This window comes from Paenibacillus sp. DRB1-1 (genome assembly GCF_052119485.1).
Lineage (GTDB): Bacteria > Bacillota > Bacilli > Paenibacillales > Paenibacillaceae > Paenibacillus > Paenibacillus polymyxa_B.
On the sequence record NZ_JBODQH010000001.1, the window covers coordinates 46151 to 64800 of the forward strand.

The window sequence follows — 18650 nt, forward strand, 5'->3', positions numbered from 1 at the left end:
GAATACCGCTTCATAGACGTTATCGCCCATTTACCGGAACTCCATTCAGGTTATGCCTAAAATAGTAACACCCTGAAAATTATGAGATTCATTTTTGTAATCGTTTTCTTGGCTTCATTATAATAGAGTTTCTTTTTTTCTGTCAACCCTTTATTAAAAAAAGCCTTCCATCCGCTTACTGCGGCTTCGGAGTCCCTGAACGATTCACAATCCAGATGCCCGCCAGTACTAAGAAAATGCCAAGCAAGGTAGCCGCTTTGAATGCCTCGTGAAGAAAGATCCAGCCGGACACAACACCGATGATAGGAACCAGCAACAGCGTAACAGAAGCTTTACTTGCTTCCATTCTAGTGAGAATATGAGTCCACAGCAGGAATGCAAGAGCAGACGCCACAATACCGGAAAATAAGATATAAAAGATCGACGCAGTGCTAAAGTTTGGCTCCCATCGCTCAAACAACAGGGAATACAATAACAATCCGAGCGCACCGAACGCCATCTGCCAGGTCGTGAACTGGGTTTTATCGCATTGCTGGAGCCTGAGCTTGATAATCAGGTTCGAAAGTGCCCAAGCAATCGCTGAACTCACCCCAAGCAACATGGCCCACAAATTGCCGCCCAAATGAATGTCCATAGCAAATAATAGCCCCATGACCCCTGTAGCAATTCCAATCGTTTTGCGTGTGTTCAGCCGCTCACCAGGAATCATAAAATGAGCCATTATGGATAAAAACAGCGGCATGCTGTACGTAAGCACGGAGGTTAAGCCCGCATTAATGTAGTTTAGGGATATCTGAATCGCAATATTAAAATAGGTAGTCTGGAGAATCCCGCAGAGTATATACCATTTTATCGTGTGCCTGTCAGGGTTCGGAACCCGTTTCCACATGAGAATTCCGAACAGAAGTAGCGTCCCTGTGAGAAACCGGAGAGCCGCAAATTGAACAGGTTCAAAGGCTCCATTGCCCAATTTCATGATGACAAAATTAAAGCCCCAGATCAGGCATAAGAGCAGGCTCAAGCCTTTCATGCATCATACGCCTCCGTTTAGAGCACTTCTCCGCCCGATTCAATCACTTTTTTATACCAGTCAAAGCTTTTTTTCTTGTAGCGGTTCAGTGTTCCGTTGCCCAGATCATCCTGGTCGACGTAGACGAAGCCGTATCTCTTGGATGCCTGTGAGGTCGAAGCACTGATCATGTCGATGGGACCCCAGGCGGTGTAGCCGAACAGGTCCACTCCATCCTCAATGGCTTCCCTCATTTGCTCGATATGTTTTTTCAGATAGTCGATACGGTAATCATCGTTAATGGTCCCGTCAGGATTCATTTGATCTGTCGCACCCACGCCGTTTTCTGAAATGAACAGTGGCTTTTGATAGCGGTCATACAGGTTATTGAGCGCATAACGTAATCCTTTAGGATCAATCTGCCATCCCCACTCGGACTGCTCGAGGTAAGGATTTTTCACGCCACCAATCAGATTTCCGCTTGCTTTGGCATGCTGATCGGCAGTGGCACTGGCATTGTTGGACATATAGTAGCTCAGGGACACGAAGTCTACGAGGTTATCTCGCAAGATTTCATCGTCGCCAGGTTCTTTATGCAGAACAACACCCTTTTCTTTGAACATACGTGCGGTATAGGACGGATAATACCCTCTAGCTTGTACATCACTGAAAAAGAAGGACACTCGTTCTTCCTTTTGGCATTCAAGCACATCATCCGGATTGCAGGTATTCGGATAAAGCAACAGATAGCTGATCATACACCCAATCTGGGAGTTTGGTATAATCTCATGACAGGCTTTGACTGCCAGCGCGCTGGCTATAAACTGATGATGGGCAGATTGATACTTGTCCTGCTCCAGATTCGGGTGATTCTCTTCAATGATCCCCGCGCTGACAAACGGATGGTGTTTGACACAGTTCATTTCGTTAAACGTAATCCAGTACTTTACTTTATCCTTGTAACGGGTAAATACAGTCTCGGCAAAACGGACGAAAAATTCAATCAGTTTCCGGTTTTTCCAGCCACCATATTCGGTGACAAGATACAAAGGCATATCGTAATGTGTCAGCGAGATGACAGGTTCAATTCCTTTGGCCAGCAGGGCATCAAAAACCTTGTCATAGAATTGCAGTCCTTTCTCATTGGGTTCTGTCTCGTCGCCATTCGGGAAAATACGTGTCCAAGAAATGGAAGTGCGGAAGCATTTAAAACCCATTTCGGCCAGCAGATTAATATCTTCTTCATAGCGGTGATAGAAATCATTTCCCCGACGTTTTGGATAATTTTTGGTGCTGTTTGGGTCCAATGCTTCATTAACCTGCGCATGGGTCATCATATGCCACTGATCCAGCCAATGCTTTTTGTCGAGTGCTGGATCAAAGGTAAATACATCAGAAATCGAGAGTCCTCTTCCATCTACGTTGTAAGCCCCTTCAATCTGCATGGCAGCGGCTGCCCCGCCCCATAGAAAGTTCTTGGGAAAACCTTTTGCCTGTTCCATGTTGCATTCCTCCAAGTAGGTTATAATTTGTGAAGAAGTATGCGGAACCCATGTCCTTCAAATGCATCCCGGATTGCTGCATACGATTTATGCTTTCATGCTACAATCTGGGATGCATTCCAGGTCAAGAACTAAATTTTTGGAGTTGAATGTCATGCATAATATAAAAAGAATTGCTGAAATTGCGGGGGTATCGACAAGTACCGTGTCCCGGGTGCTTAATCATCATCCATATGTCAGTGAAGCAACGCGGACCAGGGTGATGGAAGTCATTCGGGAACTGGATTATATTCCGAATATTAATGCGGTGCAATTGAAAGTAGGCCGTACCAAGGTTATTGGGATCATGACCCCAACGATTAACAATTATTACATGCAAATCATCAAGGGAGTATCCAATGCGGGTAAAGAGCAAGATTATCAGGTTTTGATCTACCAGACGGAGGAAAATCAGGATTTGGAAAGCGCGGCGTTAGAGCTTTTGAGGCAGAAAAAAGTGGACGGGATCGTCATTTTACGGCGTATGCTGGATTGGTCCGCTGTGAGGCATTACACCAAGTATGGGCCGATTGTGACCTGCGAGCCATTAAAAAATAAAGAGATTTCATCCATTTATCTCGATCATTATGAAGGATTTCGGATTGGATTAGAGCATTTGGCCGAGCTGGGACTTGAAAAAATCGCCTGCACCGTAGGCAGAAAAAACAGCGTAAACAGCCAAAGAAGACTCCAGGCCTATTATGACCTGCTCGCAGCAAGGAAGCTGCCAGTGAATGAGGAATGGTTGCTCAGTGGTATACATACGGTGCAGGACGGAATGCGAGCGTTCGCCAAGCTGGAGTCGTTAAAGGAACGTCCCCATGCCATCATGACAACCAATGATTTGGTGGCATGCGGTATTATCTCAGCCGCTCGTAGTATAGGTTGGAAGGTTCCAGGAGATTTGGCAGTGGTCGGCTTTGAAGCTGACGAAAGTCAGGTAGCCGACGCCATGGGACTGACCAATATTACGAACCCGTTGCAGCGAATCGGACAGGAAATGTTCCGTACATTATATCAGCAATTGAACGGGCAGCCTTTGGAGCCAGTCTCCCTTGCTTTTGAATTGAAGGTCCGCCAGTCTACCTGCTAATCCATCTACAACTAACCAATCAACAGTGTATAGACGATACCCGGCCCGTGTACACCGATCGTCAGATCATTTTCAATATCCGACGAGCGGCTCGGTCCAGTAATAAAATGAATGCCTGCGGGCAATTGCTCACGCCCGGCTTCGTCAAAGCGGTTTAGAATTTCGCCCAGTCGTGTTCGCAAGCGCTCTACTGGCAGAAGAATGATCAGTGCAATTGGCAAAAGGCTGACTGCACGGCCTTTCTCCGGCGAGGATAGCACCGCTACCGAACCGGTGTAAGCAGCCGCTTCGTCGGCGATGACGATGCCGATATCCGCCTCGGCGGCGCAGGCCTTCCAATCCTCGACTGGATCGGTGTTCCACACCGATAAACGGACTTCCGGCAGCGCCGATTCCAGCTGGAGCGCATCCAGGTCCGGCTCATTCTGCCGGACGATATAGGCCGCTCCCAGCTCTCGCGCTTTGTGCGCGATCCAGTCTGCGGTCTGCTCCAAATCCGGCAGACGCACGACATGCCCGCCAACACTTGTAAAGTTGGCGGTGAATTCCTCGATGCGTTGCTCCGCGCTCCATTCGAATTCGTGCCAAAATGCAGGTGCGCCGCGAAACGGCTGAACTGGCGGCTCCGTTTGTCGTGGACGCTTGAGCCGCGTCGCGATGCCGTCCATAAAGCGTACCTGCTTGGCACGGGATTCTGCTTCCATTTGATGAAGCCACGTTTCATGGGCCGCTTTTGCTTGCGCAGAAGGATTACTCTGTTCACTCATGCTGCGTCCCTCCTTTACTTCTATCTGCCAAAATCTTCTCCATTCGACTGAGAACATCCGGCTGCATCACGTTGCGTTCCTGCTCCAGCTTATGCTCCAGCGTGTTCCATTGCTGACGGAAGGATTTTTTCGCCAAAGAGGGAGCCACACGGTACGTATTCCATCCCTTTAGGGGGCCCAGCTTAAGGGTAATTTCGCCCTTACGGACGACTGCTTTCTGGGCGATCTGCCCTAGCCGAATCGCCGCTGCGAATCGCTTCGAGCTGGAAACCACGGTCGCAAAACCTTTCATTCCTGCCGTTTCCAGCTTATCTCCTTGTCCCGCCTCTACCTTACGTCTACGCAAATATACCAGCATATCATGCAGCGGTATTTTGACCGGACAGGCTTCATAACACGCACCACACAGACTGGACGCACTTGCAATATCGTTCCACTCTTGGATGTTGCCATGAAGGGCAGGCGTAAGCACTGCACCGATAGGGCCACTATATGTCCCGCCATACGCATGCCCGCCAATGTGTCGGTACACCGGACAGGCATTCAGGCAAGCCCCACAGCGAATGCAATTCAACAACTCTTGAAACTCGGGATTGCCTAGCTGTAGTGAACGTCCGTTATCTACGATGATGATGTGCATTTCGTCAGGCCCATCGGCATCTTGGCTGCGCCGAGGGCCTGAAATACCAGACATGTACATGGTCAGCTTCTGTCCAGTAGCAGATCGTGGCAGTAAGGTAGCCATCACCTCCAAATCCGTCCAGGATGGAATAATCCGTTCCATGCCCATCAGCGTAATTTGCGTTTTGGGCAAAGTGGATACCATTCGTGCGTTACCTTCATTTTCAAACAGGACCATGGAGCCTGTCTCGGCGATGGCAAAATTACACCCGGTCATGCCAATATCCGCTTCTAGAAACTTCTCACGCAGCTTTTTGCGGACAAAGCCCGCCAAAATCGTCGTATCCGCGGACAGTTTCTCCCCTGCTTCTTTGGATAACAGCTCGGCAATCTGATAGCGGTTTTTGTGAATCGCCGGAATGACGATATGAGACGGGGGCTCTCCTGCCAGTTGAATAATATATTCACCAAGGTCACTTTCAATCGTCTCGATATCCGCACCCTCCAGCGCCTGATTCAAATGCAGTTCCTCCGACACCATCGACTTGGATTTGACGACGGAGCGGGCTTGGCTATGCGCAGCAATATCCAGTGTAATACGCACGGCATCGGCTGCTGTATCGGCAAAATGAATATGCACCCCGTTGGCACGGGCATTTTCTACAAATAGATTTAAGTAATAGTCCAGATGGGCAATGGTATGCAGACGAATTTGACGGCCACGTTCACGCCATTCCTCCCAATTTCCGTGCTGCTCTGAAGCCACCCGCTTGCCGTTGCGCAGCCGCTCCGTAGTGAAACGAACTGCATTCCGCAGAAAATCATCATTTAGGGCCAGCTCTGCGCGTTTTTTGACCTTTTGGTTCATGGAATGTGAGTGTACGGCGGTCATGCGTGCTTCACCCCTTCGTACAGCAGCTCAGCCAGATGCATCACCCGAACTGGCTCCTCCCGATACCGAAGATTTCCAGCAATGTTCATCAAGCAGGCCATATCTAGTCCGACCAGTACCTCGGCTTCGGTCTCCCTGATGTGGTCCACTTTTTCAGTCACCATCGCTCCCGAAATATCCGGCATTTTCACCGCGAAAGTCCCGCCAAAGCCACAGCAGTCCTCAGCAAAGGGAAGTGGTACTAATTGCAGCCCCTTTACACTGCCAAGCAGCTTCATCGGTTCCTCCTTCACGCCGAGCAAACGTGTGCCATGGCAAGACGGATGGTAGGTTACCGTATGCGGAAAAGACGCGCCCACATCGGTCACGCCAAGCACCTGCACCATAAATTGCGTAAACTCATACGTCTTTTGCTCCAACCTCCGTGCCGAATCGAGCCATTCGGGTTCATCCTTAAACAACTCCGGGTAATGATGAAGCATATAGGTGCAGGATCCGGAAGGAGATACGACAAAATCGCTGTCGTTAAACGCTTTCAAAATTGTTTTAGCCGCAATCCTCGTTTCATCCCAATAGCCGCTGTTATAGGATGGTTGTCCGCAGCAAGTCTGTATCTTCGGAAAATCCAGCTGAACACCATATCTGGCAAGCAAGCGTGCCATCGCTTCCCCCACCTTGGGATAAATCGCATCACTCAGGCAGGTAATAAATAAAGATACCTTCATACGGAACACCCCTTCCGTCCATGGAATAGCTATTACTTTATACATAAACTGAGCTGAAAAGTTACCTTTGGTGCCACTACGCAGTCGGATGGTGCTTCCCATCGCTGTTGCCCCCAGATTTTTTGAATAAATACTCAATGGTAAAAATCCGGGGACAAAGGCGACCGCTCACGCTTGTACAGCACCATTCCGCCTACTCCGTTTTATGTGAATTTTTCGAGTTCAGCTTATATGAAAAGTAAACGCTTTCTAATCATCTTGAATACTGTACCTTTTCCTGTTGAGCTGTCATAGTTTGTCTAACGTCACTATGTTTGAACCGATACCTACTCACTATCAAAAAATCCACTTATCGAGGATACTAGCGGAGCGGTTCATTTGAATCTGGAGAAGCGTCAGCGCTCGCCTTTGCAGTGGGATTCTCACCTATACGTGTTTTACATCATCAAAGAATCTCACTGCAACAGCGATCGTAAGATCAAATGAAACGCGGAGCGACCTCTACCTCGGAAACTCCCCGCTTTACACAACCGTAACTGGAATAGCCAGCTCCGACAACTGACTGCGAATCGGGTCTGACAACCGTGAATCCGTAATAATCTCGGATACCTGCGACAGGTTCACGACATGCGTAAACGCCTGTTGCCCAAATTTGCTCGCATCCGCCAGTAAAATCACACGGTCTGCAATGCTGACCATTTTCTGCTTCAAACGAGCTTGCAGTTCATTCGATTCACTAATACCGCGATCCAGATGAACCCCCTGGCTGGAGAAAAACAATTTATCCACATAATAGGTTTCTAGTGAACGCTCTGCGAGCGGGCCTACAAATGACAGCGAGCGTTGAAGCAACTGCCCCCCCGTCGAAATAACCTCGATTTTTTCCTTACCCGCCAACTCTGTAGCTACCCGAATCGAATTTGTTAATATTGTCAAAGGAATATCCGGTAAACTTGACGCCATATACCAGGCGGTTGTGCTGGCATCCAGCAAAATACGATCATTCAGCTGAATCTGCTTAACCGCTTCCTCGGCAATCCTGCGCTTTTCCTCTGCGTTCATAATTTCCCGTACCGCATAGGGCGTTTCAGGCTGCTCGTTTTTGACACTGACCGCTCCCCCATGCGAACGGCGCAGTCGTCCCGCCTGCTCCAGGCGGTCCAGATCACGGCGGATCGTTTCCTCCGTTACTTTGCACAACTCACTCAATTCGGACACCCGTATGCTTCCTTTTTCATTAACGAGCTGCACAATCATCTCATATCTTTCTGCGACCAGCATGGCAATCTCACTCCACATCTTTAATGTACAAAAAGTCCCGCCACCCGCCGGAATTGCCCGTAGGCATCCTCCCACGCTTCTGACTCGGCAGGTTCATATTCCTCCACGGAAATAGAATCCGCGATGACCCGGCGTGCTTCCCATATATCGGCGAACTTTCCCTGTGTCATCCATTGTACCGCAAGATTGCCGATTGCGCTCGCTTCTGCAGGTCCCGCCCACACTGGTTTTTGAATCGAATTGGCCGTCCATTGGCACAGCAAGCGATTTTGAATCCCTCCTCCGACCATATGCAAACCATTATACCGTTGTCCTGACACCTGCTCCGTAAGCTCCAAAATGTAACGGTACTTTAACGCCAGACTCTCCAAAATACAGCGCGTTATTTCTCCCGGCGTCTCGGGCAATGGCTGCCCGGTGTTACGGCAATATTGGCGAATACGTGTTTTCATATCTCCGGCGTGCAGAAACAGTTCATCGTCCGGGTCAATCAAAGAAGTGAATGCTGGAGCCTGTTCTGCCATATGAACCAGTTCGGGAAAGGAATAGGAGTGTCCCTGCCGCTCCCACTCTCTGCGCGCCTCCTGTAAAATCCACAAGCCCATAATGTTTTTAAGCAGTCTGTAAGTTCGACCGACCCCACCTTCGTTCGTAAAATTAAAACGAAGCGTATCGTCATTGATTACAGGCTGTGCCGTTTCCGTTCCCATCAGGGACCATGTTCCGCAGCTCAAGTACGCAAACGAGCGCTCCAGCGCAGGCACGGCAGCCACAGCAGATCCCGTATCGTGCTCTGCTACTGCAATCACAGGAATCGCTCCAATGCCCAGATCGGTCATGACCGACGAGCGGATCGTTCCTGCAACATCTCCTGGCTCCAGTACCTCTCCAAACCAAGAGCGGGGAATGTTGATTCCAGACAAAAGCTCATCATCCCATTTTTGCTGCAACGGATTATATAATTGCGTGCTAGTCGCATTCGAAAACTCATTGTACATTTCACCTGTCAGAAAATACCGCAACAGATCAGGAATCATTAAGAAATGCTCTGCCTGCTCCAGCAACGGTGAACTCGCATTTCGCATAGCAGCCAGCTGATAAATCGTGTTAAACGTCAAAAACTGAATGCCTGTACGCTGAAAAATGGAGTCTTTTCCCAGCCGTTCCTGTACTTCTTCCATCACCCCGTGGGTGTGCCAATCCCGATAATGATAAGGGTTCCCCAGCAATTCTCCGGTTTTCCCAATCAATCCAAAATCGACCGCCCAGGAGTCAATCGCAAGACTGGACGGATCCACTCCCATATGCTTGGCTTTGAGCAATCCTTGCTGAACCTCGTGATACAGACGCAACAGATCCCAGTGCAGACGTTCCCCAACCTTGACCGGATCATTCGAAAAGCGATGGATTTCCTCCACCACTATACGTGAATCTGTCAATTCTCCGAGTAGAACCCTGCCGCTGCTTGCCCCCAAATCATAAGCGAGGATGCTCACCAGCTTGCACCACCCTTGCCTCTTTGCAAAATCTGCGTGCCATACTCAGACGCTAAATAGGCTTTCATCGGGTCTGCTGGTAGCCCTTGCTCTTCACGGATTGCTCTGAGCAATGGCGCTACATCGAACTCAAACGCTTGGCGCACGGCATCCTCCGCACCCAGCACATCCTGGCGGCTCGCCGCTTCCTCCACCTCTGCATGATTAATCAAGAGTGCCTTCGCATATTGAGTCTGCACATTCAGCACCGAGCGAATCATGGCCGGGATTTTAGGTTCAATATTGTGCGACTGGTCGATCAAATAAGCAATTTTATCGACGGTATGGCGAATATCCGCATCTACATCCTGAGCCGCATTTAAAATCTGATAAAAAATCAAAAATAACTCATACGGATTGGCTGAACCTACAATCAAATCATCATCCGCATATTTATAGCTATTAAAATGAAAACCACCTAATCGTTTTTCATCAATTAGAAATGCGACAATATGCTCCACGTTGGCTCCCGGCAGATGATGCCCTGTATCCACCAGCACCTGTGCCTGCGGTCCCAGCTTGGTTGCGAAATTGTACGCCATACCCCAGTCGGCAATATCCGTATGGTAAAAGGCTGGCTCGAACGCCTTATATTCAATCAGCATGCGCATGTCAGGTGTGAGCGCCTTATACATTTCACTGAGCGCTTCCAGCATCCAATTTTTCCGTTTGCGAATGTCCCCCTGGCCGGGATAATTCGTTCCGTCTGCGAACCATAAGCTAAAATCGTTAGAGCCCGTTTCCTTCGCAATATCCACGCATTCCAGCAAATGGTTGATGGCCTTGCGGCGGATGGCCGGGTTTACATTGGTGACACTGCCGAGCATGTAGTCCTCATCTTGAAACAGATTGGGATTCACGGCCCCAATCTGTAGTCCCAAGCTTTCGGCATGACTGCGAAGCTTGCCGTAATTGTCTACTGTATCCCACGGAATGTGAATCGCAACGGATGGACATAGGCCTGTCACGGCATGAACCTGCGCGGCATCCTCCAACTTTTCGAACGGATCACGCGGCACGCCTGTTTTCTGAAAGACTTTAAACCGTGTACCTGAGTCGCCATATCCCCAGGATGGTGTTTCTATGCTAAGCGCTTTCAGCTTTGCCTTTACTTGCTCCAGGTCAATGCCTCGTTGTTGCTGTTGCTCCTCGAATAAGGCATACGCTTTGTCACTCATCGTGGTTCCTCCTTGGAAAATGAAGTGAGTTACGGGAGGCCGCTTCGCGTGCGGATTGTTCTTCCGATCGCTGTTGCAACGGGATTTTTCATTTTATAACACATGATAAGGTTAAAATCCCGTTGCAAAGGCGAACACTTCGTTTCTTCAGAACAATTCCGCCCGCTCCGCTGCTGACCATCCATAAAGTCACTTCTATTTTAAAGTGTTAGTGTGTATATAAAAGGATGCAAACACGTAAATAAGCATTGTTACTTATTTACGTGTTTTTCAAAGCGTTTTACAACCGTTCGGAACTATGGGCTTGTGGCTTAGATTAGTGAAATAGATTAGTACATTAAATTAGTTCGTTATAATCCTAAGTGTTGAGCCGTTGAAATGAGTCTATCGCATACATAGGTTCATTTTAATTCGGCTAGCGCGTAAATGCTGCGGGGACACCACCGTCGATGGTCAGCATACAACCTGTCGTTTTCTCAGCCTTGGATGAGGCGAAAAAGGCAATGCCCTCGGCAATATCCTGCGGGTAAATGTTGACCAGCAGCGTCGTACGTTTGCGGTAATGTTCCTCCAGCTGGTCGGGCTCGATCCCGTAGGCGGCAGCGCGCTCGTTGCGCCAATTGGAGTTCCAGATTGCCGAGCCTTGCAGAATGGCATCCGGCAAAATGGTGTTCACACGGATACCATATTCACCGCCTTCTGCGGCAATACAACGGGCTAAATGCGCTTCCAGCGCCTTGACCGAGCTGTAGGCTGTTACATTTTTTCCTGCGTAGACCGAGTTTTTGGAGCCGACGAACACCATGCTGCCGCCAAGTGTCTGCTCCTTCATGAGCTTGAACGCTTCTCGTGCAACCAGAAAATAACCCGTTCCCAGCACATTCACATTTAAATTCCATTCCTTTAACGATGTTTCATCGAACGGACTGGATGTAGCAAGCCCTGCATTGTTGACGATGATATCTACACCGCCATAGGTCAATGCCGTTTCTGCATAGGCAGCCTGAATTTGCTCCTCCTGCGTCACATCCATTTTTACGGCGATGGCACGGTTTTCTCCGTAGCTGCTATTTATCTCTGCGGCTACCTTTTGCGCGCCTTCCAGATTCAGATCTGCTAGTACGACATGTGCGCCTTCATCCACCAAACGACGTGCGGTTGCACTGCCAATTCCGCCTGCACCGCCTGTAATGAACGCGATTTTACGGGAAAATTCAGCTTCTGCTGGCGCGAGTGACAGCTTATAAAGCTCCAGCGGCCAATATTCCACGTTATATGACTCGTTCTCACTGAGCGAAACAAACTCTCCTAACGTCGTTGCCCCTCGCATAACAGCGATAGCCCGATGGTATAGAGCACCGCTCACCTGCGCATTGCTCCAGCTTTTACCTGTGTTGATCATACCGACACCCGGAATCAAAATTACACGTGGCGCAGCCTCAAACATAACATCTCCTTCAAGCCGATTGCGCTCGAAGTAAACTTGATACTGCTCCTTATAGGCTGCTATACCCTCGGCAAGCTTAACTTTCAAGCCCTCTACATCCTCCACATCCGGTGTCCAATCTACATAGAGCGGCTTCATCTTGGTATGGACCAGATGATCCGGGCACGCAGCCCCGACCTGGGATAAAGCAGCAGAATCCCGGCCGTTCACAAACTCCAACACATCCTCCGCGTCATCAAAGGTTAAAATCATCTTTTTCTCATCACTGACCGCTCCCCGAACCGACAGCATAACTCGAGATGCAATGCTACGGCGCTCTTCATAAGTAAGCGCTTTATATTTTGTGCCTCCAAATGCCTGCTTTTCCTCTTGACGAGCTTTAATATAGCTTTCTGCTTCTTGAATGATTTCGATTGTTTTCGCATAAGCCGCTTCGGATGTCTCTCCCCACGTAACCAGACCATGCTTTTCCATCAATACCAATTCAGCTTGTGGATGATCGAGTACACCTTCGGCAATCATCTTCGATAGCTTAAATCCAGGACGGATATAAGGCACCCATACAAAACGGTCACCGAAAATTTCCTTAGCGATTTCCTTGCCGTTGTGCGCACAGCACAAGCTAATAATCGCGTCCGGGTGTGTATGATCCACATGTCTAAAAGGCAGAAAAGCATGCAATAGCGTCTCAATTGAAGCCCGTGGATGCTTGGCATCTATCATACAGTTCGCCAAATATGCCACCATATCCTCGTCAGACATATCTTCCCTTTCAAATAAAGGACGAATATCCTCCATACGAAGACCAGTGAAGTTATGCGCTTTCATTGTTGCGAGATCGGAACCGCTGCCCTTGACGTACATCACTTCTACTTCACGCCCGCGAAAATCTGGTATCGTCGTTTTGGCCGAAGTGTTACCGCCTCCCCAGTTGCACACACTCCTATCTGTGCCAATCAGGTTAGAACGGTATACGAGCTGTTCCAGCGTGCTTTTCTGCTCAGATGCGTGTGAAGAAATCCACAGACTTTGTACCATAGGAAAAAGACCTCCAAGTTTATTTTTAGTTTTGAAAGGCTTTATTACAGTGGTTATTCTTTGTTTATGGAGACTATAACACTTTTGTTTTAATTTGAAAATAAGTAATACAAAAATAATCAAAAATAAATTTTAATTTTTACCCATCTATAAAACGGATATATTCATTGTAAAACGATCATTTCCACGCAGAAAATAAAGGCCGTGTCAGAATCGGTTATAAGAACCTTTCTGGCACAGCCTCATTTGTTTAACTTATCTAATTACCCAACTATACGCATCACTTTGGCTAGCAGCTCGTACGAGCGCAGACGCGCCTGATGGTCATATACCTGAGAGGTTGTAATCAGCTCATTGGCTCTCGTCTGGTCGATTATCCAATCCATCTTTTGCTTGACGGTGTCAGGGCTGCCGATGGCTGAATACCCCAGCATATTACCACGAACCGCCTCCTTTTCCTGCTCACTCCAGAGTTTCTCCATGTCATCAACTGGTGGCTTCAGTCCTCCGCTGTGCCCGCGCAGCACATTTAGAAACTGTTGTTCTTGTGATGTAAAGAGCCATTTTGCTTCCTCATCAGAATCTGCAACAAGCACATTAACACCGACCATCACATATGGCTTATCTAGTGCTTTGGATGGCCGAAAATTGCGATGATACAACTCTAAAGCCTGTAACAAATGAGCAGGGGCAAAGTGGCTGGCGAACGCGAATGGCAACCCAAGCTGACCTGCCAGCTGTGCGCTGAATCCGCTTGATCCCAGTAACCAGATGGGAATGTCCAGCCCCTCTCCAGGAATCGCTCTTACTCCCGGAACAGCTCCGTTTAGCGCTGGATTCAGGTAAGAACGCAGCTCATTCAATTGCTCGGGAAAATCTTCCCCAGTACTGTGAAGCCCTCGCCGCAGTGCCCTCATCGCGGGTTGATCCGTGCCTGGAGCCCGACCAAGTCCCAGATCAATTCGTCCCGGATAGAGCGACTCTAACGTTCCAAACTGCTCCGCAATCATGAGTGGAGCATGGTTAGCCAGCATAATGCCGCCTGAACCGACCCGAATCTTGTTTGTTTGTGCAGCTACATGCCCGATGATCACGGACGTAGCCGCACTGGCTACCGCCTGCATGTTATGATGCTCCGTTAGCCAGTACCGATGGTACCCCCATTGTTCAGCATGCTGGGCAAGATCCACCGTGTCGCGGAAGGAATCGGCAGGAGTGCCGCCTTCAATGACAGGTGCAAGATCTAATATAGATAGTGCAACGTTACGCGTAGTCATTATATATAACCCCCCCCCCGTCAAATTATTATTTTACATATTTCCCTCAACGTCTTAATTCTTTGACCCATCAATTGATACGTCAATTATGATAATGTGTCCCGTTATAAATTGCAAATGATTTAAATTTTTAATTTTTATCAAAAAACAGTTTACTTTTATGATAAGCTCATCTATTATGCAATATATGTGGATAATGTTTATCCATGTTAGCCTGGTTATAAATATTGAGGTGATTACTAGTGCATATGAAAACAGGTGTCGAACAATCTGTCTACGCTCTTCTTCTACTCACGATGCTGCCGGACAAAGCGGTTTTACCTGGTGAGGCCATTAGCCAGCAGTTAGGTGCTTCGCCTACTTATTTTCATAAACTGTTACGTAAATTGGTTAGCTCCGATTTGATTACTTCTGTACCTGGTGTCAAGGGCGGGTTCAAATTAAAGAAAAAACCTGAGGATATACGGGTATTTGATATTTATCTGGCGATCGAGGGACAACAGACTCTCTATTCTTCCAGCGGTATATACAACGATATGCTTGAATTAAAGAAAGACGATCAGTGTTGTTTACTGGCAAATTTGATGGAAGAAGCGGAAGCCTCCTGGAAGGCCGTTCTGAAAAGAGAAACCATCGCGTCACTATCCGCTGACTTTTTTAAAGAAGGATATGATGACAAAATTACTTCTTTGGAGAACTGGATTCAGGAAAAAATGGTCTTGTAAAGAACTCTAATTAACAGAAAGGAATATGAACATGAACGATTATTTAGTAAAAGCTCTTGCCTACAACAATCAGGTGCGGGCTTATGCCGTGAGAACAACGGAAACGGTAAGTGAAGCCCAACGGCGTCATTATACCTGGCCCACAGCATCGGCTGCATTGGGACGTTCTATGACGGTCGGCGTCATGCTGGGAGCCATGCTTAAAGATGAGGATAAACTGACGATCAGAATCAACGGTGGCGGACCTATCGGCACCATTCTTGTCGATACCAACTCCAAAGGTGAAGTTAGAGGTTATGTAAAAAATCCACAAACCCATTTTGAGCTTAATCAGATAGGGAAATTGGATGTAGCCAGAGCTGTAGGAACAGATGGAGCGCTAATTATATCCAAAGATATCGGCTTAAAACACCCGTTTGTTGGACAGGTCCCTCTCATATCGGGTGAACTGGGCGAGGACTTCACATCTTATCTCGTCCAATCCGAACAAATTCCTTCTTCTGTAGGAGCGGGAGTCATTGTTAACCCAGATAACTCTATACAGGCGGCTGGAGGTTTTATTATTCAGCTGATGCCAGATACACCAGAAGAGGTTATCAGTTTTATCGAGAGACGTATTGAGAGCATTCCAAGCATCTCCGCAATGGTCATGGAAGGTCTTACACCAGAGCAGATTCTGGGTCAGATTTTAGGAGAAAGCAACATGAACATACTGGAAACCATGCCTGTACAATTTCATTGTCCCTGCTCAGAAGAGCGCGTTACCAATGCCATTATCAGCTTAGGGAATAAGGAAATAGAAGATATGATCCATACCGATGGACAGGCTGAAGCTCATTGCCACTTTTGTAACGCACATTACCATCTTACCAATGAAGATCTCGAAGGCATGCTGGAAACAAACATCATTTAAATATGGGCTGTTCCCAAAAAGTAGGTTTAGCTACTGGGGAACAGCTTTTTTTCTTTCCCAATGCTTCCGATGGTTTCTTAATCCTAAACACGGTAGACTTGTTCATGATGTAAGTGATAATGTTATATTATTCCAATCACTTGAGATGAGGTGCGCTATGCTCGAAAAAGATACGCATGAAATTCTGGCTTATTATGATGGCGGTGCAGAAATAGGAAGGTTAGAGCGAGGCATCGGAAAAATAGAACTGGAAAGATCAAAAGAAATCATTTCACGTTATCTCAGGGAGTCTACTCATGTTATTTACGATATTGGCGGCGGTGTAGGGGTCTACTCTTCGTGGCTGGCGGAGCTGGGATACGAAGTTCATCTATTTGATCTATCTTCCCAAGCCATTGAATTCGCTCGTCGGCAGCAACTGAATAAACCCATCATCAGCAAGTTGGAAACCGCGGATGCCAGAAATCTTGATCGTAAAGATGAAAGCGCGGACATCGTGCTATTAATGGGACCTTTATATCATTTAACGGAACAGAAGGAACGAGTAAAAGCACTGCAAGAAGCGGCGCGTGTCTTAAAAAAAGGTGGAACGCTGATTACTTCAGCTATTTCCAGGTTTGGCTCGCTACTGTGGGGACTATCGGTGTACGGTGAGTGCAATACCATTGTGGAGGAAGATGCGTTCATGGATATGGTCAGACAGGAGCTAACAGATGGTCAGCATGTGCGCCCTGCTGCTTATCCCTCTTTTCTCACACGCTCCTACTTCCATACACCGGATGCCTTGCGCACAGACTGGCAGGCGGCTGGATTACCGGAACCTCGTGTATTGGGCGTGGAAGGTCCCGTCTGGATTGCACCCGGATTTGAAGAGAAGTGGGCGGTTCCTTCCCAGCGCAGCCGTTTGCTAGATATATCACGGCAGGTCGAAGAGCAGGAATCCGTAATCGGTATGAGCCCACATATGCTCGCAGTTGGTACCAAGTCTTGAAGCTCAGCACCTCTACAATTACGGAGAGATATAGCCTATGAGAAGACGTATCTGGATACTGGGCTGTGAGCGACTGTTTCATTTTCGCAGATGGCAAAAGGACTCTCTACTCCAACGTTTTCTTGGGGGGCGCTGTCCACACCACTCGCTTCTGTACAAGGAACTGGATCGGCTGGGAAAAACGAATCCTAATGTACGAAGGGAACTCCGGCAAGTGAACCTCGAAGTGATCCGGCCTTGTCTGTCCTCCAAGTTCATTCTCGATTTGGATTCGACCGTGGAGACGGTCTACGGCAATCAGGACTAAGCGGCGAAAGGTGAGAATGCCTATAAGCCGGGGCGCAAAAGCTACATTACAAGGAATTTGGACAGTACAATTTTCGATCTGGAAACGGGCTTTGCAGCAAATCTTTAATTGTTTTATCCGAAAACTCTCGTCCAAATACCCATGCCGCGATAAAGGTGTACCCGATAAGTCCCAGCGGGGCAAGACTATCAAGCAATTCGGTTAAATACATTTTCCAATTGATGCCGCCGGCGTCACTGGATAAAATAATTCCGACTCCCATCATGATTGGCCCAAATGCAAAAATAAGAAATACCAACCAAAACACATCGGCGCAGATAATCTTGCGAATCTCACAATGTAAGACAGAAAAAATATTCATTATATATTCCCCCTTGTCATACCAATTGTGCGGAGAAAATATCCTTCCAAATCCTCCGTAATCACTCGAAGCAATGTTGGCGGTTGATTGGATTTAACCAGCAGTTCGGCCAGTCGTTCAGGACTATCCGCTGCGTGGTCATCGGTTAGTTTAATATAGCCGTCTATTGTCTCCTCAAATTCATATCCATGCTCTTCAAGCACCTCCTTTAAGGCATGTTTGTCGCGGCCATTCACCACTAAGTTTTTCTGTAACGATTTCTCCAGCTTATCCATTGCGACTTCTTTAACAAGATGGCCATTGTGAATAATCCCAATGCGTGTGGAAACTTTCGAGAGTTCTTCTAACAGATGGCTGGATATGAAAACAGTTACGCCGAAATTTTTCGCTAGGCTATATAACATATTCCACATCTCCGCCACGCCTGCGGGATCGAGGCCATTTATCGGCTCATCTAATATTAGAATTTCCGGATTGTGAATCATTGCTTTCGCAAGTCGCAGGCGCTGTTTGTTTCCTAAAGAAAGATTCTTTGCCTTCTTCTGTTTGTGCAGCTCAAGCCCCAACTTATAGATAACCCGATTTACGGAATCTTTGTCAGGCACCCTTTGCATGCGTCGTGCTATGTCAAGATTTTCAACTACAGTTAAATCGGGATAAAAAGTAGCCTCCTCCAAATATCCAACCTTGTCCCATAATTTATAGTTTCCGGCATCGACCTTTTCACCTAACATATAGAGCTTGCCGGAGGTTGGCATGAGCATCACCAAGAGCATCTTTATGGTCGTTGTCTTTCCAGCGCCATTCAGTCCCAAAAATCAAATATCTCTCCTCGGCTCACCTCCAGCGAAAGATTGTTCAATGCGATATAGTCGCCAAATTTTTTGTGCACTCCCTCAATTTGTATGGCGGGCATTCTTCCATTTTTTTCCTTGATAAAATACTCATA

At 47.7% G+C, this 18650-nt stretch carries 16 protein-coding genes and 1 pseudogene; 5 read left to right on the top strand and 12 right to left on the bottom strand.

From position 1 onward, the window contains the following. Positions 1-175: 175 nt before the first annotated feature. Both ACQW03_RS00130 and ACQW03_RS00135 read right to left on the bottom strand, forming a co-directional pair. Positions 176-1030, bottom strand: coding sequence for a DMT family transporter (locus ACQW03_RS00130; RefSeq protein ID WP_441947722.1), 855 nt, complete (start codon positions 1028-1030; stop codon positions 176-178). 17 nt (positions 1031-1047) lie between these two features. Next, positions 1048-2511 carry a glycoside hydrolase family 1 protein gene (locus ACQW03_RS00135; RefSeq protein WP_071640805.1) on the bottom strand — a complete coding sequence of 488 codons (1464 nt, stop codon included), beginning with the start codon at positions 2509-2511 and terminating at the stop codon, positions 1048-1050. Positions 2512-2665: 154 nt separating this feature from the next. On the opposite strand from ACQW03_RS00135, the gene ACQW03_RS00140 reads away from it, so the two are divergent. Next, positions 2666-3643: a LacI family DNA-binding transcriptional regulator gene (locus tag ACQW03_RS00140; protein WP_220031280.1), complete on the top strand. Its 978-nt coding sequence runs from the start codon at positions 2666-2668 to the stop codon at positions 3641-3643. A gap of 11 nt (positions 3644-3654) precedes the next feature. Here the strand turns inward: ACQW03_RS00140 and ACQW03_RS00145 are convergent, their stop codons facing one another. The 8 genes from ACQW03_RS00145 to ACQW03_RS00180 all read right to left on the bottom strand — a co-directional run bounded on the left by ACQW03_RS00145 (position 3655) and on the right by ACQW03_RS00180 (position 14404). After that, a complete protein-coding gene (locus ACQW03_RS00145) occupies positions 3655-4410 on the bottom strand; it encodes a LutC/YkgG family protein (RefSeq protein ID WP_441947725.1) in 756 nt (251 codons plus the stop codon). Further along, positions 4403-5923, bottom strand: a complete 1521-nt coding sequence (locus ACQW03_RS00150; RefSeq protein WP_441947727.1) for a LutB/LldF family L-lactate oxidation iron-sulfur protein — start codon at positions 5921-5923, stop codon at positions 4403-4405. Before ACQW03_RS00150 ends, ACQW03_RS00145 begins: the two co-directional genes overlap by 8 nt. Beyond that, positions 5920-6648, bottom strand: coding sequence for a (Fe-S)-binding protein (locus ACQW03_RS00155; RefSeq protein ID WP_071644298.1), 729 nt, complete (start codon positions 6646-6648; stop codon positions 5920-5922). Before ACQW03_RS00155 ends, ACQW03_RS00150 begins: the two co-directional genes overlap by 4 nt. Before the next feature lie 522 nt (positions 6649-7170). Continuing rightward, positions 7171-7929: a DeoR/GlpR family DNA-binding transcription regulator gene (locus tag ACQW03_RS00160; protein WP_441947729.1), complete on the bottom strand. Its 759-nt coding sequence runs from the start codon at positions 7927-7929 to the stop codon at positions 7171-7173. Positions 7930-7949: 20 nt separating this feature from the next. Continuing rightward, the gene (rhaB, locus tag ACQW03_RS00165; protein ID WP_441947731.1) at positions 7950-9425 is read right to left on the bottom strand and encodes a rhamnulokinase; all 1476 of its coding nucleotides are present in this window, start codon (positions 9423-9425) and stop codon (positions 7950-7952) included. Continuing rightward, positions 9422-10642: an L-rhamnose isomerase gene (gene rhaI, locus ACQW03_RS00170; RefSeq protein WP_076294108.1), complete on the bottom strand. Its 1221-nt coding sequence runs from the start codon at positions 10640-10642 to the stop codon at positions 9422-9424. The genes rhaB and rhaI overlap by 4 nt, the downstream gene beginning before the upstream one ends. A gap of 415 nt (positions 10643-11057) precedes the next feature. Then, complete coding sequence (locus ACQW03_RS00175; RefSeq protein ID WP_441947733.1) at positions 11058-13127, bottom strand: bifunctional aldolase/short-chain dehydrogenase; 2070 nt, start codon at positions 13125-13127, stop codon at positions 11058-11060. A gap of 263 nt (positions 13128-13390) precedes the next feature. After that, positions 13391-14404, bottom strand: a complete 1014-nt coding sequence (locus ACQW03_RS00180; protein WP_441947735.1) for an LLM class flavin-dependent oxidoreductase — start codon at positions 14402-14404, stop codon at positions 13391-13393. Positions 14405-14652: 248 nt separating this feature from the next. Here ACQW03_RS00180 and ACQW03_RS00185 point away from each other — a divergent pair, with 248 nt between their 5' ends. The 4 genes and pseudogenes from ACQW03_RS00185 to ACQW03_RS00200 all read left to right on the top strand — a co-directional run. Beyond that, positions 14653-15129 carry an RrF2 family transcriptional regulator gene (locus ACQW03_RS00185; protein ID WP_081366818.1) on the top strand — a complete coding sequence of 159 codons (477 nt, stop codon included), beginning with the start codon at positions 14653-14655 and terminating at the stop codon, positions 15127-15129. A 31-nt stretch (positions 15130-15160) separates the two neighbouring features. Further along, on the top strand, positions 15161-16042 hold the full coding sequence (gene hslO, locus ACQW03_RS00190) for an Hsp33 family molecular chaperone HslO (RefSeq protein WP_441947737.1): 882 nt from the start codon (positions 15161-15163) through the stop codon (positions 16040-16042). Between the two features lie 157 nt (positions 16043-16199). Continuing rightward, on the top strand, positions 16200-17033 hold the full coding sequence (locus tag ACQW03_RS00195) for a class I SAM-dependent methyltransferase (RefSeq protein ID WP_441947739.1): 834 nt from the start codon (positions 16200-16202) through the stop codon (positions 17031-17033). A gap of 52 nt (positions 17034-17085) precedes the next feature. Further along, a pseudogene (locus ACQW03_RS00200) lies at positions 17086-17337 on the top strand (IS1380 family transposase); the annotation flags it as partial. A gap of 49 nt (positions 17338-17386) precedes the next feature. On the opposite strand, the gene ACQW03_RS00205 reads toward ACQW03_RS00200, so the two are convergent. Both ACQW03_RS00205 and ACQW03_RS00210 read right to left on the bottom strand, forming a co-directional pair. Next, positions 17387-17701 carry an ABC transporter permease gene (locus ACQW03_RS00205; protein ID WP_441947741.1) on the bottom strand — a complete coding sequence of 105 codons (315 nt, stop codon included), beginning with the start codon at positions 17699-17701 and terminating at the stop codon, positions 17387-17389. Continuing rightward, a complete protein-coding gene (locus tag ACQW03_RS00210) occupies positions 17701-18516 on the bottom strand; it encodes an ABC transporter ATP-binding protein (protein WP_441947743.1) in 816 nt (271 codons plus the stop codon). Before ACQW03_RS00210 ends, ACQW03_RS00205 begins: the two co-directional genes overlap by 1 nt. Positions 18517-18650 lie beyond the last annotated feature (134 nt).